This is a genomic window from Brevundimonas sp. (assembly GCF_013823285.1).
Taxonomy (GTDB): Bacteria; Pseudomonadota; Alphaproteobacteria; order Caulobacterales; family Caulobacteraceae; genus Brevundimonas.
Genome location: NZ_PNLV01000020.1, coordinates 1 through 25,871, shown reverse-complemented (window position 1 = coordinate 25,871; position 25,871 = coordinate 1). Strand labels below are relative to the sequence as shown.

Sequence of the window (25,871 nt, the reverse complement as noted above, 5' to 3'; positions counted from 1 at the left end):
GCGGACAGTGCAGACATCACATCAGGCGCCTGCGCGATGACGCGCGCAGCCTTTTCCTCGACCCTGCGCAGCCAGGGCCCGGTGGTTCTGCACAAGGTCGCGGAAATCGATCTCAACGGGCGCGAGGTGACGGCCTACTACCGCCTGACCGGGCCGCGGGGCCCGCGCATACTTCACGATCTGGCCGAAGCCGAGGACGCCTTTGATCGGGAGGCGGAGCGCCTGATCCCGCTGGCCCGCTGGAAACCGGCGGCGCAGGTCGCTTGATTTCAGCTCCCGGGCTTCACACCTAGGCTGTTCCATTCCGCCTCCTCCAGGATGACGACCATGCTGAAGCTCTATTACTCCCCCGGCGCCTGCGCCCTGGCGTCTCATATCGCGTTTGAAGAGGCGGGCGCGGACTATGAGGGCGTGAAGATCGACCTGAAGAAGGGTGAGCAGAAGACCCCCGAGTATCTGGAGGTCAATCCGGCGGGCGTGACCCCGGCGCTGGCGACGGAGCAGGGCGTCCTGACCGAAAACGCCGTCATCATGCCGTGGATCGCGGATCGACATCCGGAAAAGAACCTCGTGCCGGCCGACGCCTTCCAGCGCGCTCGCATGGACGCCTTCAACGGTTGGGCCGCCGCGTCCCTGCACCCGGCCCTGGGTCGCCTGATGTTCTCGCGCCCGCCGCTGGAAGGCGACGCGAAGGACGCCGCCCTGAAGATCGTGCAGGACAAGCTGGCCCTGGCCGAACAGCACCTGCTGAAAGGGCCGTTCGTGCTGGGCGCGCAGTACACGGTGGCCGACGGCTATCTGTCGGTCTTCACGCGCTGGTCCCGTCAGGCGGGCATTCTGGACGCGGGCGACTATCCGAAGCTGAACGCGCATCTGGATGAGGTGCAGGCCCGCCCGGCCGTTCAGCGCGCGCTCAAGGCCCAGGGGATCGAGCCGGTCGGCGGCTGACCGCCGCTCGCCCACCGCGGGCTTTCCACAAGCCCTCGCATGAGGGGTTGTAATCCTTCCGATTGAGGGGCAAACGGGCCATCAGGTCGGCCGAAGACGATCAGGGTGCGGTGCGTGAGGGGATGCGCGCTCCGCCAGGGCTTCGCTGAAGCGGACCGACCGCAGACCAGCCCTTTTGAAGCCGCAGCCACGGTACCCTAACGCCCATGAGCTTTTCCCTTTTCGGCGCCATCTCCAACGACATCGCCATCGATCTCGGCACCGCCAACACCCTGATTTACCAGAAGGGCAAGGGCATCGTGCTCAACGAGCCCTCGGTGGTGGCGCTGAGAAACGTCGGCGGGCGCAAGATCGTCCACGCTGTGGGCATCGAGGCCAAGCAGATGCTGGGCCGCACGCCCGGCCACATGGAGGCGATCCGCCCCATGCGCGACGGAGTCATCGCCGACTTCGAAGTGGCCGAGGAGATGATCAAGCACTTCATCCGCAAGGTTCACAACCGCAAGGGCTTCGTGAATCCCAAGGTGATCGTGTGCGTGCCGTCCGGCGCCACGGCGGTCGAGCGCCGCGCCATCAATGACTCCTGCCTGAACGCCGGCGCCCGCCGCGTCGGCCTGATCGACGAGCCCATGGCCGCCGCCATCGGCGCCGGCCTGCCCATCCACGAGCCCACCGGCTCCATGGTCGTGGACATCGGCGGAGGCACCACCGAGGTGGCCGTCCTGTCCCTTTCCGGCATCGTCTATTCGCGTTCAGTGCGCGTGGGCGGCGACAAGATGGACGAGGCGCTGATCAGCTACATGCGCCGCAACCACAACCTGCTGATCGGCGAGACCACAGCCGAGCGCATCAAGAAGGACATCGGCACCGCCCGCATCCCGCCGGACGGCGAGGGCCTGGGCATCGAGGTCAAGGGCCGCGACCTGATGCAGGGCGTGCCGCGCGAGGTGCGCATCTCGGAGCGTCAGGCTGCTGAAGCCCTGGCCGAGCCGGTCAGCCAGATCATCGAAGCCGTCAAGGTGGCGCTGGAAGCCACCCCGCCGGAACTGGCCGCCGACATCGCCGACAAGGGCATCATGCTGACCGGCGGCGGCGCGCTGCTGCGCGGCCTCGACGCGGAAATCCGCGACCAGACGGGCCTACCCGTCTCGGTGGCCGATGATCCGCTGTCGTGCGTGGCGGTCGGCTGCGGCCGGGTGCTTGAGCATCCGCGCTGGATGAAGGGCGTGCTGGAAGCCACCCTTTAGGGCGACCGTGCGGGGGGCGGGGGCATTCCCGCGTGATCCCTGTTTTCAATCGGGACGGTTTTTGCCATAGGCTGGCCTGTCGGCGCGGGCGTCCCGCCGATTCCATTCCGATGACGGGCCAGAAAGCCCAGGAAGGCGCGCCGTGGCGTTTCGCGACGGACCGTTCGATAATCTGAAGGCCCCGCTGACCTGGGTGTCGGCAGGCGTGGTCGTGGTCGCCATGATCGCGGCGGTGGTGCTGCTCATCGCCAACGGCCGTGACGTAGACTCCGGCGAGTACGGCGCCGCGCGCGCCGGCGCCGACGCCGTCGCCGCCCCGGTCGGGGGCGTCTTCGCCGCCCCGGTGCGCTGGGTGGGGCAGGCCAGCGACTATGTGCGCGGCTATTTCTTCGCGGTGTCCGAGAACCGTCGTCTGCGCGCCGAACTGGCCGAGCTGGAGCCTTGGCGTGACCAGGCCATCGCGCTCAAGAATGTCAACGCCCGCTACGAAGCCATGCTGGGTCTGCGGGTCGAGCCTCCGGTGGAGATGGTCACCGCCCGCTCGGTCTCGGAATCCCGCGGCCCCTTCGTCAACGCCCGCCTCATCGACGTTGGCCAGGCCGCCGGCGTGCGCGTCGGCAATCCGGTCATCAACGAGCATGGCCTCGTGGGGCGCGTGGTGGGCGCAACCGGCGGGGTCAGCCGGGTGCTGCTCATCACAGACGTGTCCAGCCGGTTGCCGATCCTGGTGGACCGCACGGACGCCCGCGCCATGCTGTCGGGCGACGGCAGCGGCAATCCCAGGCTCGAATATGTGCGCGGCGAGGATTCCCTGCGTGAGGGCGACCGCATCCTGACGTCCGGCGACGGCGGCGGCATTCCACGCGGCCTGCCGGTGGGTGTGGCCGCGCGTGGCATCGACGGCACCTGGCGGGTCAAGCTGTTCACTGACCGGGGCGCCATCGATTATGTGCGCGTCTTGCTGTTCCAGGACTTCGCCCAGCTGGCGGACCCGGAGGCGCTGAATGCGCCCCCCCTGGCCGCGGCGGACACGGCGCCGCCGCCTGACGCCCAGACCACCGCCCGCATCGTGGATCAGGAGGCCCGCCGTCGCGCCCGTGACGAGGAGGAGGTCCGCCGGGTGGCCGAGGCCGAGACCCGGCGCCGCCGCGAAGCCGCCGAACAGGCGGCGGCACAGGCCGCGCCGCCGACCGCCGCCGCCGAGCCCGACGCTCGGGCCGCGCCTGGGGAGGTTCAGGAGTGAGACGGGCGATGGCCGTGCGGGTCGTGGGGCCGATGCAATGGATGGTCTGGCCGGCTCTGATCGCGGTGGCTGGCACGGTGATCCTGGCGACGCCGGTGCATCTGTTCGGCCTCAGCCTGCCCGAGCCGATCCTGCCGCTGGCCCTGGCGTTCGCCTGGCCCCTGATCCGGCCGTCGGTCCTGGCGCCGCTGATGCTGCTGGGTCTGGGCCTCTTCCTTGATGTCTTCTGGTTCGCGCCCCTGGGGCTGTGGCCATTGTCTCTGCTGGCCGTCTATGGCGTGGTATTGGCCGGGCGCAGTCTTCTGGCGGGGCAGGACGTCCGGATGCTGTTCGCCTGGTATGCGGCGTGCACCATTCTGGCCTTCATTCTGGCCTACATGATCGTCAGCTTGTTGGCGGGCAATGCGCCCAGTCTTCTGGCCCTGTTCTGGCAAGTGCTTCCAACTCTGGCCCTGTTCCCCGTGGCGAGCTGGATGATCGAGCGTTTTGACGACGGGGATGTGCGTTTCCGATGAGCAGCGAACCGTCGATCTTCTTTTCCGACGTCAACGAGCGGCAAGGCTCTTTCCTGCGGCGCACCTTTCTGCTGGGCGGCGCCACGGCGGCGGGGCTTCTGGCGCTGGGCGGGCGGCTGGGTCAGCTCCAGGTGGTCCAGGCGGGCGAGTATGCGACGCTGGCGGTCAACAACCAGTTCAATTTTCGTCTGATTCCCCCGCCGCGCGGGCGCATCCTGGACCGGGACGGCGTGGTCATCGCCGGCAACCGGCCAAGCTTCCGCGTGATGGTGGTGCGGGATGAAACCCGGGATCTGGACCAGACGCTGGATCTTCTGGGTCGACTGCTGCCGGACACGCTGGAGCGGCGCCGCGCCATCGTGCGCGATGTCAACGCCGCCCCCCGTTTTGTCCCTGTGCCGGTCAAGAGTGACCTGACCTGGGACGAGTTCGCCCGCGTCAATCTCTACGCCAACGAACTTCCCGGCGTCATGGCGGACATGAACGAGGCGCGTTTCTATCCGCACGGCGGCGTCTTCGCCCATACGGTCGGCTATGTAGCCAAGGTGTCGGATCAGGATGTGGCTGCGGCCCGCGAGCGTGGCGAGACGATTTCCAGCCTGATGTACCATCCTGGCTTCCGCATCGGCCGTCAGGGGGTTGAGCGGACCCTCGATCCGGACCTGCGTGGGACCCAGGGCGGCCAGAGGGTCGAGGTGGACGCCCGCGGCCGCATCGTGGGCGAGGACGTGGAGGGTTCGGTCGCGCCTACGCCTGGCAAGGACGTGGTGCTGACGCTCGACACCGACATCCAGAGCCGGGCGCTTGAGGTGTTCGGCGAGGAATCCGGCGGCTGCGTGGTCATGGACATCAGGAACGGTGACGTCCTGTGCATGATGTCCGCCCCGGCGTTTGATCCCAATCTGTTCGTCTCGGGGGTGCCGGGCAGCGTTTACCGGGCGTGGGCCGACTATGAGCGACGCCCCATGCTGGACAAGACCATCTACGGCACCTTCCCGCCGGGCTCGACCTTCAAGATGACCACCGCACTGGCCATTCTGGATGCGGGCGTCGACCCCACCGAACGCGTGACGTGCACCGGAGGCTACCGGTTCGGCAACCGGACGTTCCGCTGCCACCGGGCCAGCGGTCACGGCCCCCAGAACATGCACGACGCCATCAAGAACTCGTGCAACGTCTATTTCTACCACATGTGCAACCGCGCCGGCATCGACCGCATCGCGCGCACCGCCGAGGCTTTGGGTTTCCATCGGACCTATGATTTCGGGCTGACGGGCCAGCGCGAGGGCACCATGCCGTCCACGGAATGGAAGCGACACGCCTTCCGCAACAATCCCAATCCGGACTCGCGCAACTGGTATCCGGGCGAGACCCTGTCGGTGGCCATCGGGCAGGGCGCCACCGAGGTCACCGCGCTTCAGCTGGCGGTCATGACAGCCCGCATCGCCAATGGCCGCAAGGCGATCGAGCCGCGCCTCATCAAGTCGGTGGGCGAGGTTGACCGTCCATCCGGCGCGGCGGTCCCGGACTTGCCATTCTCTGTCCAGCACCTGGACATCGTGCGCGCCGGCATGGCGGCGGTGGCCAATGACGTGACGGGCACGGCCTACCGGGTCAGCCAGCTGGGCCTGGGCGATATCCAGATGGCGGGCAAGACCGGCACCGCCCAGGCGCGCGGCGGCTTGCGCCGGGGCACCACGGTGGACTGGTCCAGTCGCGATCACGGCCTGTTCGTCGCCTTCGCCCCCCATGACGCGCCCCGCTACGCTATTGCGGTGGTCATTCAGCACGGGGGCGGGTCCCGTCTGGCGGCGGAGAAGGCGCGTGAGGTCATGCGCGTGACCCTGCTCAAGGATCCGGACATGCGCACCCGCATTGAGCGACCCCTCCCGCCCGAACCGGTCGGACCGCTGGAGGAGGAGGATCCCGCCGCCATCGCGCCGCCTGCGCCCGCCGCACCCGTCCCGTCGCCCGCTCCGCAAACAGCTCCGGTTCCCACGGGACCTCAGCCCTATCTGCCCCAGGGCGGCGCCCGATGACCGCCTCGGCCCTGACCCGTCCCGGCCAGCGCGAACGCCTGCCTGTCAAGCTGGCCGAGATCGACTGGCGCCTCGTTGGCCTCCTGTGCGTCGTCGCGGGGGTCGGGGCCATGATGCTCTATTCCCTGGGCGGAACCTCCTGGGAGCCCTGGGCCGCCAATCACCTGATCCGCGTGGGCTTCTGCCTTGTGATGATGCTGGTGCTGGCCCTGGTGGACCTGCGGCTGTGGTTCGCCCTGGCCTATCCCGTCTATCTGGGGGGCCTGGTGCTGCTCGTGGGTGTGGAGTTGTTCGGCTACACCGCCATGGGGGCGCAGCGTTGGCTCGACCTGGGCTTCATGCGGCTTCAACCGTCCGAGATCATGAAGGTCGGCATCGTTCTGGCCCTTGCGCGATGGTACCATGGAGCCTCTGCCCAGGACGCGCGGCTGTCGTGGAAGCTGCTCATCCCCATTGCCATGATCGGGGTGCCGGTCCTTCTTGTGGCGCACCAGCCGGACCTCGGCACCGCCATGCTGATCGCCCTGACCGGTGCGGCCATCATGTTCATGGCCGGCCTCAGCTGGAAGCTGATCCTGGCCGCGGGCGCGACCTTCGTCGCTGCGGTCCCCCCTTCGTCATGTTCGTGCTGCACGAATATCAGCGCGCACGGGTTCTGACGTTCCTGAACCCCGAGGCCGATCCATCCGGCGCTGGCTATCACATCATGCAGTCCAAGATCGCCATGGGCTCGGGCGGGCTCCTGGGCAAGGGATACGGCCTGGGCAGCCAGAGCCAGCTTGAGTTCCTGCCGGAGAAGCAGACCGACTTCATCTTCGCGGCCCTGTCTGAGGAATTCGGCTTCGTGGGCTCCTTCAGCGTTCTGGCCGTGTTCGCCGCGATCATCCTGATTTCCCTGCGCATCGCATCCCTCTCCCACAGCCATTTCGGACGTCTGGCGGCGGCGGGAGTGACGGCCACGTTCGCGTTCTACATCCTGATCAACGGCGCCATGGTCATGGGTCTGGCGCCGGTGGTGGGGGTGCCCATGCCGCTGCTGTCCTACGGCGGCACGGTGCTGCTGACGGTGATGGTGGGCTTTGGCCTGATCCAGGCCGTGCGGGTGCATCGCTACCTTGAGCTGCCCAAGGGGCGGGGACTGTTCTAGGGTCCGGCCATGTCAAAGCCCGTCAAGGCCGATCCGGCCATGTTCGCCCCGTGCCCAAAGCCGGTCACGTCTGAAAAGACCCCTGAGGAATCCGCCGCCCTTGCCCAGGGCCTGCATCAGACCGACAACCCTGCCGAATGGGCCTTCGTGCGCCTGACCCGCCTCATCAAGGAGTTTGAGTCGCGTCTGGATCCAGACGACGAGGTCGGCGTGCGCGGCGTGGGCATGCCCGGCGACGGTGTGCTGATGATCCACGACCTTGGGTTCTGGGGCCCGGACCTGCTGATGTTCTTCGGGCGTGATCCCGACGGTCAGCCGGTGACCCTGCTTCAGCATGTCAGCCGCCTGAATGTGGTCCTGTCCGCCAGACGCAAGCCCGAGCCGGAAAAGCCCGCCCGCCGCATCGGCTTCCGCCTCGACGAGATGGTGCGCGACAAGGAAGGCTGAGAGCGTCTGTTCTCTGGCCGCGGCCCGGGCCCCGGGCCCCGGACTAGGCCAGCTCGATGCGGTAGCTCTCGATCACGGTGTTGGCGAGCAGGGTCTCGCACATGCGCTTCACCTCGGCCTCGGGCTCGGCGACGTCGTCGGCCAGATCGAACTCGATCATCTTGCCGACGCGGGCGTTGGCGACGCCGGGCCAGCCGAGGCCGTGCAGGGCGTTCTCGACGGCCTTGCCCTGCACGTCCAGGACGCCGGGCTTGAGATAGACGTGAACCTTCACTTTCGTGGCCATCAGTGCAGGCCTCCCTGAATCACGGTGGGCATGTCCTTCATGATGCCGAGACGGCGGGCGACCTCGGCGTAGCTTTCGATCACATCTCCCAGATCGCGGCGGAACCGGTCCTTGTCCAGCTTCTCGCCGCTGGTGGTGTCCCACAGGCGGCAGGAGTCCGGGCTGATCTCGTCGGCCAGGATGACGCGGGCGAAGTCGTTTTCCCACACCCGGCCGAACTCGATCTTGAAGTCCACCAGGGTGATGCCGACTGCGGCGAACATGCCCGACAGATAGTCGTTGATGCGAACGGTCATGGTCAGGATGTCGTCGATCTCCTGGGTGGTGGCCCAGTTGAAGGCGGTGATGTGCTCTTCGGTCACCATCGGATCGCCCAACTCATCCTTCTTGTAATAGAATTCGATGATCGAGCGGGGCAGGGGGGTGCCCTCTTCCTGGCCCAGACGCTGGGCCAGCGATCCTGCCACCACATTGCGGCAGACCACTTCCAGCGGGATGATCTCGACTTCGCGGATCAGCTGCTCGCGCAGGTTCAGCCGCTTGATGAAGTGGTTGGCGATGCCCATGCCGCCCAGGCGGGTCATGATGAACTCGCTGATCTTGTTGTTCAGCACGCCCTTGCCCTCGAGAATGGCCTTTTTCTGGGCGTTGAAGGCGGTGGCGTCGTCCTTGAAGTACTGGATCAGGGTGCCGGGCTCGGGTCCTTCATAGAGGATCTTGGCCTTGCCTTCGTAAATCTTCTTGCGGTTCTTCATCACGGTTCCCGTAGGGGGAGGCGGCGGCGCGGGGCCGAAAAAGCGAAAACCGCGCCGCCCCGGACCGATGAGACGGGCCAGAGGGCTGCGCGGGCGGAATCAGACTGGCGCCACTATAGCGCCCGGCGGTAGACTGCGCGGCGCCTATATCGCATGGGCGTGAAAGGCACAAACGCCGCCGTCCGGCTGCGTCGGATTCGCAAGTGCGCCGCCTGTCCCCGGTTCCTGTTGCGTTCGCGCCGGGGCGGGCTATAGACGGCGCCGCGGCCCGCCGGGGGCGCGTCAGGAGTTGATGCAGCGTATGACCACCTTTGACGAACGCGAAAAGGGCTTCGAGAACAAGTACGCCCTGGACCAGGAACAGGAATTCAAGGCCGTCGCCCGCCGCAACAAGTTGCTGGGCCTGTGGGCGGCCGAGAAGATGGGCCTTTCGGCTGAAAGCGCCGAAACCTATGCCGCCGCCGTTGTGCGCGCCGATTTCGAGCAGCCGGGCGACGATGATGTGGTGCGCAAGGTCGCCGGCGACCTGAAGGGCTCGGGCCTGACGGTTTCCGAAGGCGAACTGCGTTCCAAGATGGACGAACTGATGTCCCACGCCCGCGAGCAGATTCGGGCCGGCTGAGCTTTATCCGGAAAGGATAAGGGCCGCACCCGGGGGAAAGTGCGGCCCTCTGAGTTCGAGGCGCCCGGGGGGGATAAGGGCGGCTCGATCCTTCTTCGCGCTGTCAAACTGTCCGCGCTGGATCAGTAACGCGGCTTGGTCAGTTTGGTTCTGCCGAAAATCAGTTCGGCATCACCACCGTGTCGATGGCGTGGATCACGCCGTTCGAGGCGCCCACGTCAGCCATGGCGATGGTCGAGGTGCCGCCATTCTCGTCAGTGATGACCCACTGGCCGTTGACTTCACGCAGGGTCAGGGTTCCGCCCTGGACAGTTTCCAGTTCAACCGAGCCGTTGTTGGCTGCGGCGCGGCTGGCGATGTCGGCGGCGGTCAGACGGCCCGGCACCACATGATAGGTCAGGACGCCTTGCAGGGCTTCGCGCTGCTCGGGCTGCAGCAGGGCCTGCAGGTCCGACTCAGGAATCTTGTCGAACGCCGCATTGGTGGGGGCGAAGACGGTGAAGGGCCCGGCGCCGTTCAGGGTGCCGGCCAGGTCGGCGGCGGTGACGGCCTCGACCAGGGTGCTGAACTCGGGATTGCCCTGGGCCACCTGGACGACCGTGCCGTCTGCGGCGGGGGTGGCGGGCTGCTCGGCTGTGGTTTCGCCGGTCATGGTGGTGTCAGCGGGTTGTTCGCTGTTGCAGGCCGACAGGGCCAGCAGGGCGGCGGCGGATACGCCGGCGATCATGAAGGTGCGCATCAGGTTTCTCTCCCAGCATCACCGCGTCGAATGGCGGCTCACAGGAGGTACTGATCGAGGCCCCGAAAGGATGCGGTCGCGATCAAATAAATGTGCGCGGCGCGTGATCAGCGTCCGTCGATGAAGCTGAAATTTCTTTGCGGCCGGGCGTCGGTTTCAGGCGCTTTCACCACGTGCCCTGAACCCGCAAGGTGGTGCGCACGGTCCGCCCTTCGGCCGAGGTGCCGTCGGCGTGGGCCCAGCGGAGATGGGACGCCATGCATTGAAAGACCGCCTCGTGGCGCTGGGCCGCGGGCGTCGGATTCAGCACCTCGCAGCGCTCTGGCGAGCCATCTGCGCCCACGACGCATTCCAGCAGGACCGTCGCGCCATACAGACGCAGACTGGCGTCCGCTGTCTGGCCGCTGCGGGAGCACCGCTGAACCTCACGCTGGTTCATGGTCTGTTGAAGAGCGGGCAGCTCAGCCTGCGAGCCCGCCCCGGACGTCTGCCCCACAGCCACGGCGAACATCCACAGCATCAACGGCATTCTTCACGGCTCCCTGCTCAGTCGCCGAACACGCGCTGGAACACCGTGTCCACGTGCTTGGTGTGGTAGCCCAGATCGAACAGGGCCTCCAGGTCCGCGTCGCCCAGGGTCACCCGGTCGTCGGCCTTGAGGAAGTCCAGGAACCGGCCCTCGCCGCGCCAGACCTTCATGGCGTTCTCCTGCACCGCCGCATAGGCGTCCTCGCGGCTGATGCCCGCCTGGGTCAGGGCCAGCATGACCCGCTGCGAGAACACCAGCCCGCCCAGACGGTCCAAATTCTTCTGCATGTTCTCGGGATAGACGTTCAGCCGCTCGATCACGCCGGCCATGCGGTGCAGGGCGAAATCCAGATGCACGGTGGCGTCCGGGCCGATGCCCCGCTCCACCGAGGAGTGGCTGATGTCCCGTTCGTGCCACAGCGCAACATTTTCCATTGCGGGGGTCACGGCGGAGCGGACCAGACGGGCCAGGCCGGTCAGGTTCTCGGTCAGGATCGGGTTGCGCTTGTGCGGCATGGCCGACGAGCCCTTCTGGCCCTTGTCGAAGAACTCCTCCGCCTCCAGCACCTCGGTGCGCTGCAGGTGACGGATCTCGGTGGCCAGACGCTCGATGGACGAGGCGACCACGCCAAGGGCCGCGAAATAGGCGGCATGCCGGTCGCGCGGGATCACCTGGGTCGAGACCGGCTCCACCGACAGGCCCATCTGTTCGGCCACATAGACCTCAACCGCCGGGTCCACATTGGCGAAGGTGCCCACCGCGCCCGAGATGGCGCAGGTGGCGATCTCCTCGCGCGCCGTCACCAGACGGCGGCGCGCCCGCTGGAACTCGGCGTGATAGCCGGCCAGCTTGAGGCCGAAGGTCACCGGCTCGGCGTGGATGCCGTGCGAACGGCCCACGGTGACGGTGTATTTGTGCTCCTTCGCGCGGGTCTCCAGCGCCGCCTGCACCCGGTCCACGCCCGCCAGCAGCAGATCCGTCGAACGGGCCAGCTGGACCGCGAAACAGGTGTCCAGGACGTCCGAGGAGGTCATGCCCTGGTGCAGGAAGCGGGCTTCCTCGCCCACCGTCTCGGACACATGGGTCAGGAAGGCGATGACGTCGTGCTTGGTGGTGCGCTCGATCTCGTCGATGCGGTCGGCGTCCCAGATCACGTCCTTGCCCTTGGCCCACAGGGCCTCGGCGGCCGCCTTCGGGATCACGCCCAGCTCGGCCATCTTCGTGGCGGCGTGGGCCTCGATCTCGAACCAGATCGAATATTTGGTCTCCTGGGACCAGATGGCGACGGCTTCGGGGCGGGAATAGCGGATGATCATGGGCGCCGTTTCCGTCGCCGGGGCCGGGGAGTCAAGGTTGCGGCGAATCCGGGCCGGGTCCATTCAGGCCCCGACAGAAAGGGAGCCCCGTCATGAAGCTGATCCTGGGAGACAAGGCCTATTCCACCTGGTCGCTGCGCCCGTGGCTGGTGCTGAAGCGCTGCGGGGCCGAATTCGACGAGGTCATGGTGGGCCTGAACCGCCCCGACACAGCCGAGGCCATCGCCCGCCACGCCCCGGCGGGCAAGGTGCCGGCGCTTGAGGTGGACGGCGTCACCATCTGGGATTCCCTGGCCATCACCCTGTGGGCCGAGGAGCGATATCCTGACGCGCCCCTGTGGCCTGCCGCACCGCATGCCCGCTGGGTGGCGCGCGCCACGGTGTGCGAGATGCACTCGGCTTTCGGAACCCTGCGGAGCGAGCTGGGCATGGCCCCGGACCATCCCATGTGCGTGGTGCAGGACCAGCCCCACGCGCCGTCCGACGCCCTCTCCGACGACATCCGCCGCATGATCGACATGTGGAAGGACGCGAAGGCCCGCTCCGGCCAGGGCGGGCCGTTCCTGTTCGGGGACTGGTCCGTGGCCGACGCCTTCTTCACCCCGGTGGCCGCCCGCTTCCGCCATTTCCGCATCGACCTGACCGCCCACGGCGATGACGGGACGGCGGCGGCCTATATGGACGCCCTGCTGAGCCAGCCGGATTTTCTGGAATGGGAAGCAGCGGGCCGGGCGGAGCTGGCCGGGTAGCAAGGCGCTTCGCGAAGACCCCCAACATCGTCATGGCCGGGGCCAGCCTCGCTCCATCAGGCTCCGCGCAGCAGGACGCCAGCGGTCAGGATCGCGAAGGCCACGGCGAGGGTGTTGAATGCGTGCTCGCTGATGACCGGGATGTCGATGCCGCCGTACTGGACCAGCATGGCCAGAACCGCCAGGACCACCGCGATGGCGAACAGGGGTACGGAGGGAGCGGTGAGGGGCAGACCGGCGCGACGAACAGCCATGGGAGAATATCCTGAGGCCCCACCCGGCGAAGGCCGGGCACGAGCTTGACCTTAACGCGGGCCGAGCGTTGCGGTTGCGGTGGAGGCCGGTGAACGCGAGACGGGGAGGCGGAATCCGACAACGCCCGTCTCAGGGCGTCCCGCGCGGCCGCTCCAGCAGGATCACCTCGGACCCCTTGTACCGGGTCGCCGCATAGGGCGCGTAGCCGAAGCGGTCGGCCAGGCGCAGCGACGGCTGATTGTCGGGCGCGATCATGCAGACGGTGCGCGGCGGATCCAGCGCCGCCTCCACCCACTCCAGCGCCGCGCCCACGGCCTCGGACGCCAGACCCTGCCGCTGGGTCCAGGGGGCCATGACCCAGCCGCCCTCGGGCGCGTCGCCGAAGGACGGGTTCATCTCGCGCCGGAAGTCCGCAAAGCCGACCACACCCGCATAGGTCCCCGTGGCCTTCATGCGCACGGTCCACAGGCCATGGCCCATGGCGGCCCAGTGCCCGATGTCGCGCAGCAGCCGGTTCCAGCAGTCCTCCTCGCTGAAAGCCCGGCCGCCGATGTGGCGATAGACGTCCGGCTCGCGCCACAGGGCGACGATGTCGGGCAGGTCGGTCAGGGACACCGGCGTCATGACCAGCCGCGCGGTCTCCACGGTGGTCGAGCGCGCCGGTGGTCCCATGGGTTCGATCATCACATCAGCCCCAGCTGGCGGAAGCTGGAGACGCCTTCGCGGCCCACGACCAGGTGATCATGCACCTCCACGCCTAGGGCGCGCGCGGCCTCGATGATCTGCTTTGTCATCTGGATGTCGGCGCGGCTGGGTGTCGGATCGCCGGACGGGTGGTTGTGGACGAGGATGACGGCGCTGGCCGACACCTCCAGCGCCCGGCGCACCACCTCGCGGGGATAGACCGGGGCGTGGTCCACGGTGCCGCGATTGAGCACCTCGTCCAGAATCAGCTGGTTCTTCCTGTCCAGATACAGCACCCGGAACTGCTCGCGGGGTTCGTGCTGCAGGGCCACCCGCACATAGGCTGTCAGCGCGGTCCAGGACGAGATGACGGTGCGTCTTGCCGCCGGTTCACGGGCCACCCGGCGGCTGACCTCGTGCAGGGCCGCCAGATCCAGTGCGGTTTCGGCGCCGACGCCCTTCATGCGGCCTTTGGAGTCCTCGGCCCGGACGGTCATCAGGTCCTCCACCGAGGCGGCCAGCACGGCGGAAAGCGAGCCGAACCGCGCCAGCAGGGCCTTGGCGATGGGCTTCACGTCGCCCTGGGGCTGGCTGCGGAACAGGAACAACTCCAGCAGCTCATAGTCGGGCAGGTGGGTCAGGCCGCCGCCCCGCGCCCGCTCGCGCAGGCGTTCGCGGTGGCCCGCATGGTGCGGTTTCGCCACTTTCGGCGCCGCGTCGGTCAAGAGCCCCTCCCGATCCCGCCTTGAGACCGTCACAGTGCCGGGGACCTATGCGCGCCACAACCGAAATCGGTTCAGTCGGCCGCAGGCCGTTGGGCCCGGATTCAAAGCGAAGAGCATCTGCATGAAGACGATCGCCGCCTCTCTCGCCGCCCTGCTGATCGGGCTGGCCTCTCCCGCCTTTGCACAGGAGGCCATGGACGCCCGGGCGGTGTTCGATCAGGCCGAGGCCATCTGTCAGGCCGACGACGGCGCCCTGTGGGGGGTCAGCCTATGCGGGCCGGTCCTGATCGTCGATCCCGCGACCCGCCAGGCCGTGGCCAGTCAGCCGGGCGACAGCGACGCCCTGACCGAGACCGACGGCGTCTTCACGGGGGTGCTGCCTGACGACGTCATGATCGCCAACACGGCGGTGGACTGGGACGGGGTGCGCTGGACCATGCTGATGGCGCCCCTGCCGGACGAGGTCGAGACGCGGGCCGGGCTGATCGCCCACGAAAGCTGGCACCGCATTCAGGACCAACTGGGCCTGCCCATGGCCTCGCCCACGCCGGACCATCTGGCCACTCCCGAGGGACGCATCGCCATGCGGCTCGAATGGCGCGCACTGGCCGCGGCCCTGTCCGCCCCGGACGCCGCAGGCCTGCGCACGGCCACGCACGACGCCCTGATCTTCCGCGCCGCCCGCCACGCCCAGGCCGGGGAGGCGGGGGCCGAACAGGAGCGGGCGCTGGAACTGAACGAGGGCCTGGCGGAGTACACGGGGGTGAAGCTGTCCGGCGCGGTCGATCCGCACCGGGACGTGGCCGCCACCCTGCGCGCGGCCGAGGAAGCCGACGCCTTCTCCCGCATGTTCGCCTATGCGTCAGGCCCCGCCTACGGCCTGCTGCTGGACGACGCGGCGCCGGGATGGCGCGAGAGACTGACGGCGCAGTCCGATCTGGGCGCCCTGCTGGGCGCTGCCGTGGGCTTTGCGGCGCCGGAGGACCCGGTGGCGCTCTTCGCCCGCACCGCGGCGGCCTATGGCGGTCAGGCCGTGGCCAATGAAGAGCTTGCGGCCCACGAGGCGCGGGCAGGCCTGACCACGCGCTGGAGCGACCGGCTGGTCGCCGGGACTGTGCTGCGCCTGCCCCTTGAGAACATCCGGGTCAGCTTCGACCCCAACACCCTGCAGCCGTTGCCGCCGCACGGGGTGGTCTATCCGACCGCGACCATCACCGACGTCTGGGGCGTCCTGACCGTCACCGACGGCGCCCTGATCGCCGGCGACTGGAGCGCGGTGACGGTGACCGCGCCCGGGGACGGCGACACGCTCAGCGGCGACGGCTGGTCGCTGGATCTGGCGGAGGGCTGGCGGGTCGCGCCCGGTGCGCGGGACGGGGATTTCGTGCTGGTGTCGGAATAGGCCGAGACCTCATTCCCTTTCATCCGTCATTCCCGGCCTTGTGCCGGGAATCCATAGTCACGGAATGCAGGGCTCAGTCTCATACCGCCCGAGCGTATGGATCGCCGGGACAAGCCCGGCGATGACGGGAGTATGTGAAAGGGCGACCAAGTTCGCCGACTGCGCGGCCCTTAGCCGAACACCGGCCGGAACAGCCCCTTCGGGCTGGCGGTGAAGATCTCCAGCCCGTCTTCGGTGACGCCCACGCTGTGCTCGCACTGGGACGACAGGGACTTGTCGCGGGTCACCGCGGTCCAGCCGTCGGACAGCACCTTCACCGCCGGCTTGCCCAGGTTCACCATGGGCTCGACGGTGAAGAACATGCCCGGCTTCAGCACCGCGCCTTCGCCCCGGCGGCCGAAGTGCAGGACGTTGGGGTTGTCGTGGAACACGCGCCCGATGCCGTGGCCGCAGAAATCGCGCACCACCGACATGCGCTGGGCCTCGACGTATTTCTGGATGGCGAAGCCGATGTCGCCGAAGGTGTTGCCCGGCTTCACCTGCTTCAGGCCGATGTCCAGCGCCTCATAGGTCACGTCGATCAGCTTTTTGGCCCGGGTGTTGATCTCGCCCACCGCATACATGCGGCTGGAATCGCCGTGCCAGCCGTCGACGATCACCGTGTGGTCGATATTGACGATGTCGCCGTCCTTCAGCGCCTTGTCGCCGGGGATGCCGTGGCAGACCACGTGGTTGATCGAGATGCAGGTGGTCTTGGTATAGCCCTTGTAGCCCAGGCACGCGGGCAGGCCGCCGTTGTCCAGGGTGAACTGGCGGACCAGATCGTCCAGCTCGCCGGTTGTGACGCCCGGCTTTACGTGCTCGCCGATCATGTCCAGCGCCTCGGCCACAAGGCGGCCGGCCTTGCGCATGCCCTCGAAATCCTCGGGCTGGTAAAGGCGGATGGTGTGCGAGCGGGTGTAGAGCTCGGCGTCCTGGGTCTCGTACATCAATCGGTTCAACCTGTTGCGCCCGGTCGGCCCAGCGGGCGGTTCAGGCGGATCGTTTCGGGTGTCAGATGGCAACCATAGCACAGAACCTCAACCCCGTTCGCCTCGGCGCGACGCAGGGCCGCGCCATAGGCCGGGTCCAGGTCGTCGGCGGTGACGAAGCGGTCGCAGTCCCCGCGCTGGGCGATGAACAGCATGACGGCCCGCCCGCCCGTCTCCACCACCCGCTCCAGCGCGGCCAGATGCTTGGCGCCCCTCGCGGTGACGCAGTCGGGGAACTCGGCCAGCCCCGGTGAGCGGCTGAGGGTCACGTTCTTGACCTCCACATAGGCCGGGGCCCGGCCCGGTTGTTCCAGCAGCAGGTCGATGCGGCTGTCCGAATCGTAGCGGACCTCGCGCCGGATCACGTCATAGCCGGTCAACGCGGGAATCGCGCCGTCGCGGATCGCCGCCTCGGCCAGCCGGTTCGGCCGCAGGGTGTTGACCCCCACCAGCCCGGTGGGAAGCTGAACCATCTCCAGCGTCAGGGGCAGCTTGCGCTTCGGGTCCGCCGAACGGGACAGCCACACCGGCACGCCGGGCATGTTCATGCCCAGCATGGACCCGGAGTTGGGCACATGGACGGTGGTTTCGCTCCCGTCCTCCAGCGTCACATCGGCCAGAAAGCGCTTGTAGCGGCGGATCAGGATGCCGCGTTCAAGCGGGGCGGGAAAGATCATTTTTCGCGTCAGTCTTCTGGAGCGTTTTCAGGCGGACAGCGGTGGGCGACTTCGTTGTTGATATCCGGGTGAGACCCTGCTCCGACGAGCATTGTGCCCGCCCTGGTCCACAGGACCGGACGCCCGTCCACGATGCCGCAAAGCTGCACTTCACCATCGAATCGCGTCGGCGGTCCGAAGTGAATCTCGGTGAAGGCTCCGGCCGAAGCCGTTTCGTATGCGTCGTCAATCCAGAACTTCCGCTCCTCGTGCAGGAGGTAAATCGCAACGGCGACGAGACTTGCGACAGCGACAACGATGCCTATCGTCACGCCCAGAACCACGCGGCGGAGGAGCGAGCCTTTGGAGCGTTCAGCCATGAGCACCCCCATCCTTTGCGTACTAGAGGGCCGAATTTCCGGTGCTCTGTAACCCGATAAATCCTATTCAGCCTTCATGAACCAGTCCAACCCCACCGCCGCCGTCCTCGTCATCGGCGATGAAATCCTGTCCGGCCGGACGAAGGACACCAACACCAACACCATTGCCCGCTTCCTGACGGCCATGGGGATCGACCTGATGGAGGCGCGGGTGGTGGGGGACCGGCCCGAGCAGATCATCGCGGCGCTGAACGCCCTGCGCGGCGGCCACGACTACGTCTTCACCACCGGCGGCATCGGCCCGACCCATGACGACATCACCGCCGACTGCGTGGCCCAGGCGTTCGGCGTGGCCCTGCCCGAACACCCCGAGGCCGTGGCGATTCTGGAGCGGCGTTATGGCGACGACTTCAACGCCGCCCGGCGGCGCATGGCGCGCATCCCGGCAGGGGCCAGCCTGATCGCCAATCCCGTGACCGACGCGCCGGGCTTCCAGCTGGGCAATGTCTTCGTCATGGCCGGGGTGCCGGCGATCATGCAGGGCATGCTGCAGGACGTGGCCCCGCGCCTGAAGACCGGCGCGGTGGTTCATTCCGGGACACTGAAGGTGTCCGGAGTGGGCGAGGGGACTGTGGCCGAGATCCTGGGCGAGGCGGCGCGGACGAATCGGGCGCTGTCCTTTGGCAGCTACCCCTTTGGCGCGGGGACCCAGGGCGAGTTCGGGACCAATCTGGTTGTGCGGGGGCAGGACGAATCCGCCGTCGCCGCCGCGGTTCAGGACTTGCAGCGGTCCCTGATTGAATCAGGCGTGAACGTCACGCCGCTGTAGGAGTCGCCGGTCCGCCCGGCGGGGCCGGATGACCGGACGAACCATCAATCCCACCGCCGAAACCGAGCGGTTCCAGGTTCTGGACTTGCTGCGCGGCTTCGCCCTGTGCGGCATCCTGCTGGCCAATATCGTGGCCATGGGCCAGCCGTGGTCGCGCGCCTATCCCGCATTTCCCGCCCAGCTGACCAATCCGGACTGGGCCGCCTGGACGCTGCAGGCCCTGTTCGTGGAGGGCTCCATGCGCGCCCTGTTCACCCTGCTGTTCGGAGCGGGGGTGGTGCTGCTGACCGCCTGGGGCGCGCGCGCCGACCGGCCGGGGACCGCAGACGTCCACTTCCGCCGCGCCATGCTGCTGATGGCCCTGGGGATCGGCAATGCGGTGGTGCTGCTGTGGCCGGGGGACATTCTCTACATCTACGGCGTGGCGGCGGTGTTCCTGTTCGTGTTCAGGAAGCTGGACGGCCGGGTGCTGGTCGCCCTTTCCGCCATGCTGATCGCCGTCTTCTCGCTGGCGGACGCCTTCACCGACTGGCGCGCCGCCGTGGCCCTGAGCGCCGATCCGGCCGCCCACGCCGCCGCCATCACCGCCCTGACGCCCTCCGCCGAGGCCCTGAACGCCGAGGCGGCGGTGCGCGGCTCGGGAAGCTATCCGGCCATCGCCCTGTGGAGCGCCGGCGCCTTCACCGACTGGGCCCTGGCCAAGGGGGCGGTGCTGTCGGTGGGCCGTACGGTCGCCTTCATGATGCTGGGCATGGGCCTGTTCAAACTGGGCGTCATGACCGGGGCGCGGTCCATGAGGTTCTATCTGCGGCTGGCGGTGCTGGGCGTGGCGGGCGGGCTGGCGATCAATGTCTGGGAGACCGCGACCCTGTGGCGGTCGGGATTCGATCCCGCCGTTTGGACCCCGGCCCTGACGGGCGAGGTGGGGCGGCTGATGCTGGCGCTGGGCTACCTCGGCGCGATCATGGCCGCGTGGAAGGCCAACGCCCTGGGCCTGATCGGCACGGGGCTGGAGCGCATGGGCCGTATGGCCATGACCAACTATCTGGGCCAGTCCCTGATCTGCGCGGTGCTGTTTTACGGATTCGGGCTGTACGATCGGCTGGGCTGGTGGCCCCTGTGGGGTCTGGCGGCGGCCGTCTGGGTCGGCCAGGCCCTGTTCAGCGCCGCCTGGCTGCGTCTGTTCCGCATGGGCCCGGCGGAGTGGGCGTTCCGCGCCGTGGCCTACTGGACCGTTCCGCCCCTGTTTCGCCCGCGCAGGCCCCGTTCGGACGCCGTGGCCGAGCCTGCGCCCAGTCGGTGAGTCCGGGCGCTAGAAATAAGCAACGAAATCATTGGCTTGACATTCTGTCGCGCCGCCTTGACCGAACGCCGCGCCCTCTATAGGTTCCGCGCCGAATTCAGACCCGCGTCGGCGCCCCGCCGACCTGCTGAGCGCCAGGCCAATGCCTCCTGAACAGGAAACACGCGACGAGGTGATCAAACGCCTCAACGCAGAGGCCGAATCGCTTCAGGCCCGCGCTACGCCCAGGCCGCCGGAGTATGGCGGCGCGGCGGTGGGCTACGGTTACCGGCTGATGGCCGAGATGATCGGCGGCGTGCTGGTGGGGCTGGCCCTTGGGTGGGGTGTCGACCTTCTGGTCGGCTCCGCGCCGTGGGGAATGATCGTCGGTGTCCTGGTGGGCTTCGGCGTTTCGATCTGGATGGCGGTGACATCCGCCAAGAAGTTGAGCGCCCGCGCTCTGAAGGAATTCGGTCCGCCACAGGACCTTCCGGATGAGCCGGACGAGGACGACGACCGCTGACCGTTCCGCCTCCGTTGGGCGGTTCGGCGTTTTGACTTGGGAGAGCCGGCGGCATGGCCGATCCGATGCATCAGTTCGAGGTCCACAAGGTCGTGGACATCCCGCCGGTGAACGTGCCGGGCCTGGGGCTGATTGATATCTCCATCACCAATTCCTCGCTGGCCATGATGGTGGCCTTCGGGCTGGTCGTGCTGTTCTTCTCCGTCGTGACCGCGTCGCCCAAGGTGGTGCCTGGCCGCATGCAGGTGGTGGGCGAGGGCATGTTCAGCTTCATCGACGATCTCGCCACCGGCGTGATCGGACCCGAGGGGCGCTCGTTTTTCCCCTACATCTTCACCCTGTTCATCTTCATCCTGGCCATGAACATGCTCGGCATGTTCACCGTGTTCACCGCCACCGCCCAGCTGGCGGTCGGCCTGACCTTCGCCCTGATGACCTTCGCCTTGGTGATCGTCGTGGGCCTGGTCCGGAACGGCCTGGGCTTCTTCAAGCTGTTTCTGCCCTCGGGCGTGCCGTGGTACCTGTGGATCCTGGTGATCCCGATCGAGATCATTTCGTTCTTCCTGCGCCCGGTGACCCTGTCGCTTCGTCTGTTCGGCAACATGCTGGGCGGCCACGTGGCCATGAAGGTTTTCGCCGGTTTCATCGTCTCGCTCAGCGCCCTGGCGGCTGCGGGCGGGGTGGCCTACCTGGCCTATGTCGCCGCCTTCCTGGCCTTCGGGGGCGTTCTGGCCCTGACGGCGCTGGAGTTCCTGGTGGCCTTCCTGCAGGCCTTTGTTTTCGCCGTCCTGACCTGCGTCTATCTGAACGACGCGGTTCACGCCGGACACCACTAGCCCCTCTTCTTCAATCGCTTCTCTTAAAGGACTGAAATCATGGAAGCTGAAGCTGCTAAGTACATCGGCGCCGGTCTGGCGACCCTGGGCATGATCGGCGCCGGCATCGGCGTGGGAACGATCTTCTCGGGCTTCCTGCAGGGCGCCCTGCGCAACCCGTCGGCCGCCGGCGGCCAGTTCACCAACCTGGTTCTGGGCTTCGCCCTGACCGAGGCCCTGGGCATTCTGGCCTTCGTGCTCGGCCTGCTGATCCTCTTCAGCTAAGCCCTGCCGAAAATCGTGCGGGCGGCGGTGGTTCCTCATGGGCCGCGCCGCCCGTTCGCCTTATCTGAACAACCGGACTGATCATGGCCGCCCAATCCAGCGACGCCCCTCCGACCCAGGACATCCTGCCGGAAACCGCCGCCGCCATCCGTGACGGCGAGGTCGCGCCCTCCGCGACCGACACCGCCTATACGGAAGCCGGCGTCGAGCACGCCTCCGAAGGTGGTCTGCCCCAGTTCGACACCCAGTGGTGGGCCGGCCAGATCTTCTGGCTGCTGATCCTGTTCGCCATCCTCTATGTGCTGATGGCCAGGGTCTTCCTGCCCCGCCTGCGCGGCGTGAAGGACGAGCGGGTCGCCACCATCGCCGGCGCCGTCGAGGCTGCCCGTCAGGTCCAGGCCGAAGCCGCCGGACAGGCCGAGGCCGCCAAGGCGGAGGTCGAACAGGCCCGCTCCGCGTCCCGGGCCACGGCCGCGGCCGCCAGGGCCCGCGTGACCGAAGAGGCCAACCGCCGCGCCGCCGAGGAAGAAGCCGCCGTCAACGCGCGCATCGCCCAGGCGGAGACCGCCATCGGCAAGACCCGCGACGCCGCCATGGGCCGCGTGGCCGACATCGCCGCTGACACCGCCCAGGCGCTTGTGGAGCGCCTGACCGGCAAGGGCGCCACAGCCGCCGAGGCCAGGGCCGCCGTCAAGTCCGAAGGAGCCGCCTGATGCCCGCATTTTTCACGCCCTATTTCTGGAGTCTGTCCAGCGCTGACTTCTGGGTTGGAGCGGGTCTGGTCGGGTTTTTCCTGATCCTGGTCCTGGCCAAGGTTCCCCAGGCTATTCTCGGCCGTCTGGACGGCGCGGCGCTGAAGATCCAGTCCGAGCTGGACGAGGCCGCGCGGCTGCGCGCCGAGGCCGAGGCCCTGCTGGTTCAGATCCGGCAGGAAAAGGCCGAGGCCGAGGCCCAGGCCGCCGAGATGCTGGCCGCCGCCGAGTCGGACGCCAGACGCATGGAGATCGAGGCGCGCGCCCGTCTTGAGGAATCGCTGGCCCGCCGTGAAGCCATGGCCGAGCGCAAGATCGCCCAGGCCGAGGCCCAGGCCACCGCCGAGGTGAAGGCCGCCGCTGTCGAACTGGCCGCCGCCGCCGCCGAGCGCATCCTTGCCGACCGTCTGGCCGCTTCCGCGAGCGACCCCCTGGCCGACCAGGCCATCGCCCAGATCGGTCCGCGCCTGAACTGATCGGACCCCTGTCCCGAATCAAAAGGCCCCGCCAGTCGTCTGGCGGGGCCTTTCTTCGTTCAGCCCCTTGGGACTGTCAGTGCGCCGGCTGTGCGTTCGCCATCTCTCGGGCGTGGCGCTTCTCGCGCTGGACCAGGGTGCCGTAGATGGAGCCCATGGTGATCCCGAACACGATATGGGTGAAGATCAGCCAGATCAGGGTCGGGAAGCCCGCCGCCATGGCGAACATGCCGATTCCGGCCAAGGGGGCCACGGTCAGCGACATCAGTATGAAGGCCCCCACGGCGAACAGGATGCCCTTGGTCGCCAAGGTGTCGGTCGGCATCCTGGGACACAGGATGCCGAAGGCCGGCCCCAGAATCAGGGTCCCTGACACGAAGTGGATGGCCCACCCGACCAGATAGCTGCCCTGCATGCCCACCATGGCCGCAAGGATCAGCGGAAAGATCCGCACCTCCGCGAGGGCTCCGGTGGACTGGGTCAGATAGAGTTTTGTGACTTCCAGGATCGCCACCACGGCGGTGGCCGCGAACCCGGCGATCATGCCTTTTTGTATGCGTGACATCATGATGGGGGCTCCTCCCAAAGCCATTTTCTTTCCCCACGACGCAGACAGCATACGCCGATGTGCGACCTTGCGTCGCACATGACGATCACGATTTCGTGCTCATGGGCAGGTCAGCCGCGCGGGACAACCGCGGATTCGGCTGGATCTTGCGGTGAATTCGGCAGGATCAGGCCCTGGCGGCGCGGCGGAAGGACGCCCGGAAAGAGCGGCGCGTACGGGACAGCACGCGGCGCCCGCGCTTCAGCAACAGCCGCTCCATGCGCAGCGCCTGTTGCCAGAACACCGGCGCAAACTCGGGGCGGCGGCGCATCAGGCGGCGGAACGGATAGAAATACCTGGGCCTGGCATGCTGGGCGCGGATGAACTGCCGCTTGGCCCAGTAGGAGTTGCGCAGGATCACCACCATCCCGACCACCGAAACCGGCAGGCCGAACGGGCCGGGCAGGGGGGCGATCAGAATGCCCAGCAGCACCAGAAAGCCGCCCAGGACCATCAGGGCCAGACGGGCGATGCGCTTCATCAAACCCTTCAGCAACCCACGGCCGACGGGGCGCGCCGAAGCGGCTTGGGTCCCGATGGCCAGAACTTGGGTCATGGAAGGGCGTGGCTCCAGAGATACAGGGATGCTCGAGAAACGCACGAGCGTTGACTTGGCTGCATGTTGCGAGGTGGGGAGGCTCGCCCGCGCGATCAACCTGCCACACCTTGCTTTACAAAGGTTTCATGCGCCCAATTTGCGGCGTGGCGATTACGCTTCAGTAACCATCTGCCCAATCCGGCCGGCTGTGGCATGAACAGCACGTTTCGGCGCTGACTGGCGCTTCGGAAATCCCGCTTCTCCAGGAGGGGGTAGACTGACCCTCGGGGCGGCTCCGGAGCCGCGCTGCTTGCGAGGGGGATTTCGGACAATTCAGACTATTCAGACCCTGTTTTTTTCGTCGCCGGAGTCTGAATTCCGGCTGCCAGGTCAGGCCGCCACGATCTGTTCGGCCTGCTTCAGGTCGACGCTGACCAGCTGGCTGACCCCGCGCTCGGGCATGGTGACCCCGTACAGGCGGTCCATCCGGCTCATGGTCACCGGGTTGTGGGTGATGACGATGAAGCGGGTGTCCGTGCGGTTGCGCATCTCGTCCAGCATGCGGCAGAAGCGGTCCACATTGGCGTCGTCCAGCGGGGCGTCGACCTCGTCCAGCACGCACACGGGCGCCGGGTTGGCCAGGAACACGGCGAAGATCAGGGCGGCGGCGGTCAGGGCCTGCTCGCCGCCGGACATCAGGCTCATGACCGACAGGCGCTTGCCGGGCGGGCAGGCGTAGATCTCCAGCCCCGCCTCCAGCGGGTCATCGGATTCCACCAGCTTGAGCTCGGCCTGCCCCCCGCCGAACAGGGCCTCGAAAAGGCTCTTGAAGTTGTCATTGATGATCTCGAACGCCGCCAGCAGCCGCTCGCGGCCCTCGGCGTTCAGCTCGTCGATGCCGCCGCGCAGCTTGGCGATGGCGCTGGTCAGATCCTCGCGCTCCTCGCGCATGGCGGTCAGGCGCTCGCCGTATTCGGCCGCCTCATCCTCGGCCCGCAGATTGACCGCGCCCAGGGCCTCGCGCTCGCGCTCCAGCCCGAACAGCAGGGACTCGGCCCCCGCTGCGTCCGGCGGCCGGGCGATGGCGTCGTCGGTGAGGCGCTTGCCCAGCTCCTCCGGCGACATCTGGGCGGTCTCCCGCAGGATGCGGTCGGCGTCGTCCAGACGCAAGGTCGCGGCCTCCGCATGGGCCGACAGGCCGGCGCGGCGTTCCCGGGCGGCGGAGGCGGCGCTCTCGGCGGCGCGGGCGGCGCGGTCGGCCTCTTGGGCCGCGCCCTCGGCCGTGCTCATGGCGTCGGCGGCGGCGGCGCGGCGGGTCTCGGCGGCGGCGAGGGTGTCCAGAAGCCCGGCCCGCTGGCTCTCCAGAGCCTCCGGCCTGGCCCTGGCGAGGGCGAGGGCCGCGGCGGCGCGTTCGGCCTCGGTCTCCAGCGTCATGACCCGTTCGGCGCTGGCCCTGGCCCGCGTCGACCAGTTGTCGCGCTCGCGGGTGATGGCGATCAGGCGCTGCTCGCGGGCGGCGCGCTCGCGGGCTTCGGCGTCCCGGTCGGCGCGGGCCTGGGCTGAGGCGGTCCGCGCGGCCTCCGCGCCGGCGCGGGCGGCGGTCAGGTCGGCGCGCAGCGCGTCCAGGGTCTCCGACGGGGTGTCGGCGGTCAGGGCTTCGGTCTGCGCGATCTCGGCCTCGCCCAGTTCGGCCTCCAGCCGCACGAGGGTGTCGTCCAGCGCCTGGGCCCGGGCCTCCCGGCGAGCCTGCTCCCTGTTCAGGGCTTCGTGGCGATCCCGGGCGGCGGCCACGGTCTTTTCCGCGTCGAACGGGCCGCGCCGGGCGGTCTTCAGCAGCTCCTCGGCGGCGCGGAAGGCGTCGGCGGCGGCTTTCTGGGCGGTCTGGGCGGCGTCGAGGGCGGGCTTGTCCCGGTCGATCTCGGCCTCCAGCTCCGACAGGCGGGTCCGCTGCTCCAGCCGGATGGCGGCGGGGCGGGGCGCTTCGGCCCGGGTCACGAAGCCGTCCCAGCGGAACAGGTCGCCCTGAACCGTCACCAGACGGGCGCCCAC

30 protein-coding genes and 2 pseudogenes are annotated in these 25,871 nt (G+C 68.0%); 18 read left to right on the top strand and 14 right to left on the bottom strand.

Annotated elements, in window-relative coordinates; translation table 11 throughout:
- Positions 1-36: 36 nt before the first annotated feature.
- The 8 genes and pseudogenes from C0461_RS04795 to C0461_RS04760 all read left to right on the top strand — a co-directional run bounded on the left by C0461_RS04795 (position 37) and on the right by C0461_RS04760 (position 7,586).
- Positions 37-267: a hypothetical protein gene (locus tag C0461_RS04795; RefSeq protein ID WP_292104425.1), complete on the top strand. Its 231-nt coding sequence runs from the start codon at positions 37-39 to the stop codon at positions 265-267.
- A 60-nt stretch (positions 268-327) separates the two neighbouring features.
- The gene (locus C0461_RS04790) at positions 328-948 is read left to right on the top strand and encodes a glutathione S-transferase C-terminal domain-containing protein (protein ID WP_292104423.1); all 621 of its coding nucleotides are present in this window, start codon (positions 328-330) and stop codon (positions 946-948) included.
- 206 nt (positions 949-1,154) lie between these two features.
- On the top strand, positions 1,155-2,195 hold the full coding sequence (locus C0461_RS04785) for a rod shape-determining protein (RefSeq protein ID WP_021696334.1): 1,041 nt from the start codon (positions 1,155-1,157) through the stop codon (positions 2,193-2,195).
- Positions 2,196-2,337: 142 nt separating this feature from the next.
- Positions 2,338-3,438, top strand: a complete 1,101-nt coding sequence (gene mreC / locus C0461_RS04780) for a rod shape-determining protein MreC (protein ID WP_292104420.1) — start codon at positions 2,338-2,340, stop codon at positions 3,436-3,438.
- A gap of 8 nt (positions 3,439-3,446) precedes the next feature.
- Entirely contained in the window at positions 3,447-3,953 is a 507-nt protein-coding gene (locus tag C0461_RS04775; RefSeq protein WP_292104419.1) for a hypothetical protein, read from the top strand.
- Complete coding sequence (gene mrdA / locus C0461_RS04770) at positions 3,950-5,992, top strand: penicillin-binding protein 2 (RefSeq protein ID WP_292104417.1); 2,043 nt, start codon at positions 3,950-3,952, stop codon at positions 5,990-5,992. Before C0461_RS04775 ends, mrdA begins: the two co-directional genes overlap by 4 nt.
- Positions 5,989-7,139 (top strand): annotated as a pseudogene (gene rodA / locus C0461_RS04765) (rod shape-determining protein RodA). The gene mrdA and the pseudogene rodA overlap by 4 nt, the downstream one beginning before the upstream one ends.
- A gap of 9 nt (positions 7,140-7,148) precedes the next feature.
- On the top strand, positions 7,149-7,586 hold the full coding sequence (locus C0461_RS04760; RefSeq protein ID WP_292104416.1) for a DUF6173 family protein: 438 nt from the start codon (positions 7,149-7,151) through the stop codon (positions 7,584-7,586).
- A 43-nt stretch (positions 7,587-7,629) separates the two neighbouring features.
- Here C0461_RS04760 and purS read toward each other — a convergent pair whose 3' ends face one another.
- Both purS and purC read right to left on the bottom strand, forming a co-directional pair.
- A complete protein-coding gene (purS, locus tag C0461_RS04755; protein WP_292104414.1) occupies positions 7,630-7,872 on the bottom strand; it encodes a phosphoribosylformylglycinamidine synthase subunit PurS in 243 nt (80 codons plus the stop codon).
- Complete coding sequence (gene purC, locus C0461_RS04750; RefSeq protein WP_292104412.1) at positions 7,872-8,630, bottom strand: phosphoribosylaminoimidazolesuccinocarboxamide synthase; 759 nt, start codon at positions 8,628-8,630, stop codon at positions 7,872-7,874. The genes purS and purC overlap by 1 nt, the downstream gene beginning before the upstream one ends.
- A 298-nt stretch (positions 8,631-8,928) precedes the next feature.
- Here purC and C0461_RS04745 point away from each other — a divergent pair, with 298 nt between their 5' ends.
- On the top strand, positions 8,929-9,249 hold the full coding sequence (locus C0461_RS04745; protein WP_196838671.1) for a DUF1476 domain-containing protein: 321 nt from the start codon (positions 8,929-8,931) through the stop codon (positions 9,247-9,249).
- A 160-nt stretch (positions 9,250-9,409) separates the two neighbouring features.
- Here C0461_RS04745 and C0461_RS04740 read toward each other — a convergent pair whose 3' ends face one another.
- The 3 genes from C0461_RS04740 to purB form a co-directional block, all read right to left on the bottom strand.
- Positions 9,410-9,988: a fasciclin domain-containing protein gene (locus C0461_RS04740; protein ID WP_292104409.1), complete on the bottom strand. Its 579-nt coding sequence runs from the start codon at positions 9,986-9,988 to the stop codon at positions 9,410-9,412.
- A 166-nt stretch (positions 9,989-10,154) separates the two neighbouring features.
- The gene (locus tag C0461_RS04735) at positions 10,155-10,517 is read right to left on the bottom strand and encodes a hypothetical protein (protein WP_292104407.1); all 363 of its coding nucleotides are present in this window, start codon (positions 10,515-10,517) and stop codon (positions 10,155-10,157) included.
- Positions 10,518-10,534: 17 nt separating this feature from the next.
- A complete protein-coding gene (gene purB, locus C0461_RS04730) occupies positions 10,535-11,833 on the bottom strand; it encodes an adenylosuccinate lyase (RefSeq protein ID WP_292104406.1) in 1,299 nt (432 codons plus the stop codon).
- Positions 11,834-11,925: 92 nt separating this feature from the next.
- On the opposite strand from purB, the gene C0461_RS04725 reads away from it, so the two are divergent.
- The gene (locus C0461_RS04725) at positions 11,926-12,582 is read left to right on the top strand and encodes a glutathione S-transferase family protein (protein WP_292104405.1); all 657 of its coding nucleotides are present in this window, start codon (positions 11,926-11,928) and stop codon (positions 12,580-12,582) included.
- A gap of 56 nt (positions 12,583-12,638) precedes the next feature.
- Here C0461_RS04725 and C0461_RS04720 read toward each other — a convergent pair whose 3' ends face one another.
- The 3 genes from C0461_RS04720 to radC form a co-directional block, all read right to left on the bottom strand.
- Complete coding sequence (locus C0461_RS04720; protein ID WP_292104403.1) at positions 12,639-12,836, bottom strand: hypothetical protein; 198 nt, start codon at positions 12,834-12,836, stop codon at positions 12,639-12,641.
- Positions 12,837-12,966: 130 nt separating this feature from the next.
- Positions 12,967-13,521: a GNAT family protein gene (locus C0461_RS04715; protein ID WP_292104402.1), complete on the bottom strand. Its 555-nt coding sequence runs from the start codon at positions 13,519-13,521 to the stop codon at positions 12,967-12,969.
- Positions 13,521-14,246, bottom strand: coding sequence for a DNA repair protein RadC (gene radC / locus C0461_RS04710; protein WP_292104400.1), 726 nt, complete (start codon positions 14,244-14,246; stop codon positions 13,521-13,523). Before radC ends, C0461_RS04715 begins: the two co-directional genes overlap by 1 nt.
- A 121-nt stretch (positions 14,247-14,367) precedes the next feature.
- On the opposite strand from radC, the gene C0461_RS04705 reads away from it, so the two are divergent.
- On the top strand, positions 14,368-15,648 hold the full coding sequence (locus C0461_RS04705; RefSeq protein WP_292104399.1) for a hypothetical protein: 1,281 nt from the start codon (positions 14,368-14,370) through the stop codon (positions 15,646-15,648).
- A 170-nt stretch (positions 15,649-15,818) separates the two neighbouring features.
- Here C0461_RS04705 and map read toward each other — a convergent pair whose 3' ends face one another.
- From map to C0461_RS04690, 3 genes are read right to left on the bottom strand one after another with little or no spacing between them, the layout of a single operon-like run.
- Complete coding sequence (gene map / locus C0461_RS04700) at positions 15,819-16,637, bottom strand: type I methionyl aminopeptidase (protein ID WP_292104398.1); 819 nt, start codon at positions 16,635-16,637, stop codon at positions 15,819-15,821.
- An 8-nt stretch (positions 16,638-16,645) separates the two neighbouring features.
- The gene (gene sfsA / locus C0461_RS04695; RefSeq protein ID WP_292104396.1) at positions 16,646-17,356 is read right to left on the bottom strand and encodes a DNA/RNA nuclease SfsA; all 711 of its coding nucleotides are present in this window, start codon (positions 17,354-17,356) and stop codon (positions 16,646-16,648) included.
- 8 nt (positions 17,357-17,364) lie between these two features.
- Positions 17,365-17,715 carry a hypothetical protein gene (locus C0461_RS04690; protein ID WP_292104394.1) on the bottom strand — a complete coding sequence of 117 codons (351 nt, stop codon included), beginning with the start codon at positions 17,713-17,715 and terminating at the stop codon, positions 17,365-17,367.
- Positions 17,716-17,791: 76 nt separating this feature from the next.
- Here C0461_RS04690 and C0461_RS04685 point away from each other — a divergent pair, with 76 nt between their 5' ends.
- The 7 genes from C0461_RS04685 to C0461_RS04655 all read left to right on the top strand — a co-directional run bounded on the left by C0461_RS04685 (position 17,792) and on the right by C0461_RS04655 (position 22,677).
- Positions 17,792-18,544, top strand: coding sequence for a molybdopterin-binding protein (locus C0461_RS04685; protein ID WP_292104392.1), 753 nt, complete (start codon positions 17,792-17,794; stop codon positions 18,542-18,544).
- Between the two features lie 28 nt (positions 18,545-18,572).
- Positions 18,573-19,847, top strand: a complete 1,275-nt coding sequence (locus tag C0461_RS04680; RefSeq protein WP_292104391.1) for a DUF418 domain-containing protein — start codon at positions 18,573-18,575, stop codon at positions 19,845-19,847.
- A gap of 172 nt (positions 19,848-20,019) precedes the next feature.
- Complete coding sequence (locus C0461_RS04675; RefSeq protein WP_292104389.1) at positions 20,020-20,349, top strand: AtpZ/AtpI family protein; 330 nt, start codon at positions 20,020-20,022, stop codon at positions 20,347-20,349.
- Between the two features lie 53 nt (positions 20,350-20,402).
- Positions 20,403-21,185 carry a F0F1 ATP synthase subunit A gene (locus C0461_RS04670; RefSeq protein WP_292104387.1) on the top strand — a complete coding sequence of 261 codons (783 nt, stop codon included), beginning with the start codon at positions 20,403-20,405 and terminating at the stop codon, positions 21,183-21,185.
- Positions 21,186-21,224: 39 nt separating this feature from the next.
- The gene (locus tag C0461_RS04665; protein ID WP_196838668.1) at positions 21,225-21,449 is read left to right on the top strand and encodes a F0F1 ATP synthase subunit C; all 225 of its coding nucleotides are present in this window, start codon (positions 21,225-21,227) and stop codon (positions 21,447-21,449) included.
- 83 nt (positions 21,450-21,532) lie between these two features.
- Complete coding sequence (locus C0461_RS04660) at positions 21,533-22,162, top strand: hypothetical protein (protein WP_292104383.1); 630 nt, start codon at positions 21,533-21,535, stop codon at positions 22,160-22,162.
- On the top strand, positions 22,162-22,677 hold the full coding sequence (locus C0461_RS04655; protein ID WP_292104381.1) for a F0F1 ATP synthase subunit B: 516 nt from the start codon (positions 22,162-22,164) through the stop codon (positions 22,675-22,677). Before C0461_RS04660 ends, C0461_RS04655 begins: the two co-directional genes overlap by 1 nt.
- A 76-nt stretch (positions 22,678-22,753) precedes the next feature.
- Here C0461_RS04655 and C0461_RS04650 read toward each other — a convergent pair whose 3' ends face one another.
- From C0461_RS04650 to C0461_RS04640, 3 genes and pseudogenes are all read right to left on the bottom strand, one after another.
- Positions 22,754-23,245, bottom strand: coding sequence for a DUF6789 family protein (locus C0461_RS04650; protein ID WP_292104379.1), 492 nt, complete (start codon positions 23,243-23,245; stop codon positions 22,754-22,756).
- 166 nt (positions 23,246-23,411) lie between these two features.
- Entirely contained in the window at positions 23,412-23,840 is a 429-nt protein-coding gene (locus tag C0461_RS04645; RefSeq protein ID WP_363377571.1) for a hypothetical protein, read from the bottom strand.
- Positions 23,841-24,212: 372 nt separating this feature from the next.
- Positions 24,213-25,871 (bottom strand): annotated as a pseudogene (locus C0461_RS04640) (chromosome segregation protein SMC); the annotation flags it as partial.

Bases quoted from the DNA above. Each gene is read 5' to 3' on its own strand.
- C0461_RS04745 (WP_196838671.1), top strand. From the start codon at position 8,929: ATGACCACCTTTGACGAACGCGAAAAGGGCTTCGAGAACAAGTACGCC.
- C0461_RS04735 (WP_292104407.1), bottom strand. From the start codon at position 10,517: ATGCCGTTGATGCTGTGGATGTTCGCCGTGGCTGTGGGGCAGACGTCC.
- C0461_RS04740 (WP_292104409.1), bottom strand. From the start codon at position 9,988: ATGCGCACCTTCATGATCGCCGGCGTATCCGCCGCCGCCCTGCTGGCC.
- C0461_RS04725 (WP_292104405.1), top strand. From the start codon at position 11,926: ATGAAGCTGATCCTGGGAGACAAGGCCTATTCCACCTGGTCGCTGCGC.
- C0461_RS04790 (WP_292104423.1), top strand. From the start codon at position 328: ATGCTGAAGCTCTATTACTCCCCCGGCGCCTGCGCCCTGGCGTCTCAT.
- purS (WP_292104414.1), bottom strand. From the start codon at position 7,872: ATGGCCACGAAAGTGAAGGTTCACGTCTATCTCAAGCCCGGCGTCCTG.
- C0461_RS04680 (WP_292104391.1), top strand. From the start codon at position 18,573: ATGACCGGACGAACCATCAATCCCACCGCCGAAACCGAGCGGTTCCAG.
- C0461_RS04670 (WP_292104387.1), top strand. From the start codon at position 20,403: ATGGCCGATCCGATGCATCAGTTCGAGGTCCACAAGGTCGTGGACATC.
- C0461_RS04785 (WP_021696334.1), top strand. From the start codon at position 1,155: ATGAGCTTTTCCCTTTTCGGCGCCATCTCCAACGACATCGCCATCGAT.
- C0461_RS04685 (WP_292104392.1), top strand. From the start codon at position 17,792: ATGAACCAGTCCAACCCCACCGCCGCCGTCCTCGTCATCGGCGATGAA.
- C0461_RS04775 (WP_292104419.1), top strand. From the start codon at position 3,447: ATGGCCGTGCGGGTCGTGGGGCCGATGCAATGGATGGTCTGGCCGGCT.
- purB (WP_292104406.1), bottom strand. From the start codon at position 11,833: ATGATCATCCGCTATTCCCGCCCCGAAGCCGTCGCCATCTGGTCCCAG.
- sfsA (WP_292104396.1), bottom strand. From the start codon at position 17,356: ATGATCTTTCCCGCCCCGCTTGAACGCGGCATCCTGATCCGCCGCTAC.
- C0461_RS04760 (WP_292104416.1), top strand. From the start codon at position 7,149: ATGTCAAAGCCCGTCAAGGCCGATCCGGCCATGTTCGCCCCGTGCCCA.
- mrdA (WP_292104417.1), top strand. From the start codon at position 3,950: ATGAGCAGCGAACCGTCGATCTTCTTTTCCGACGTCAACGAGCGGCAA.
- C0461_RS04715 (WP_292104402.1), bottom strand. From the start codon at position 13,521: ATGATCGAACCCATGGGACCACCGGCGCGCTCGACCACCGTGGAGACC.
- map (WP_292104398.1), bottom strand. From the start codon at position 16,637: ATGTACGAGACCCAGGACGCCGAGCTCTACACCCGCTCGCACACCATC.
- C0461_RS04795 (WP_292104425.1), top strand. From the start codon at position 37: ATGACGCGCGCAGCCTTTTCCTCGACCCTGCGCAGCCAGGGCCCGGTG.
- C0461_RS04650 (WP_292104379.1), bottom strand. From the start codon at position 23,245: ATGATGTCACGCATACAAAAAGGCATGATCGCCGGGTTCGCGGCCACC.
- C0461_RS04660 (WP_292104383.1), top strand. From the start codon at position 21,533: ATGGCCGCCCAATCCAGCGACGCCCCTCCGACCCAGGACATCCTGCCG.
- C0461_RS04655 (WP_292104381.1), top strand. From the start codon at position 22,162: ATGCCCGCATTTTTCACGCCCTATTTCTGGAGTCTGTCCAGCGCTGAC.
- C0461_RS04690 (WP_292104394.1), bottom strand. From the start codon at position 17,715: ATGGCTGAACGCTCCAAAGGCTCGCTCCTCCGCCGCGTGGTTCTGGGC.
- C0461_RS04665 (WP_196838668.1), top strand. From the start codon at position 21,225: ATGGAAGCTGAAGCTGCTAAGTACATCGGCGCCGGTCTGGCGACCCTG.
- C0461_RS04645 (WP_363377571.1), bottom strand. From the start codon at position 23,840: ATGACCCAAGTTCTGGCCATCGGGACCCAAGCCGCTTCGGCGCGCCCC.
- C0461_RS04705 (WP_292104399.1), top strand. From the start codon at position 14,368: ATGAAGACGATCGCCGCCTCTCTCGCCGCCCTGCTGATCGGGCTGGCC.
- C0461_RS04720 (WP_292104403.1), bottom strand. From the start codon at position 12,836: ATGGCTGTTCGTCGCGCCGGTCTGCCCCTCACCGCTCCCTCCGTACCC.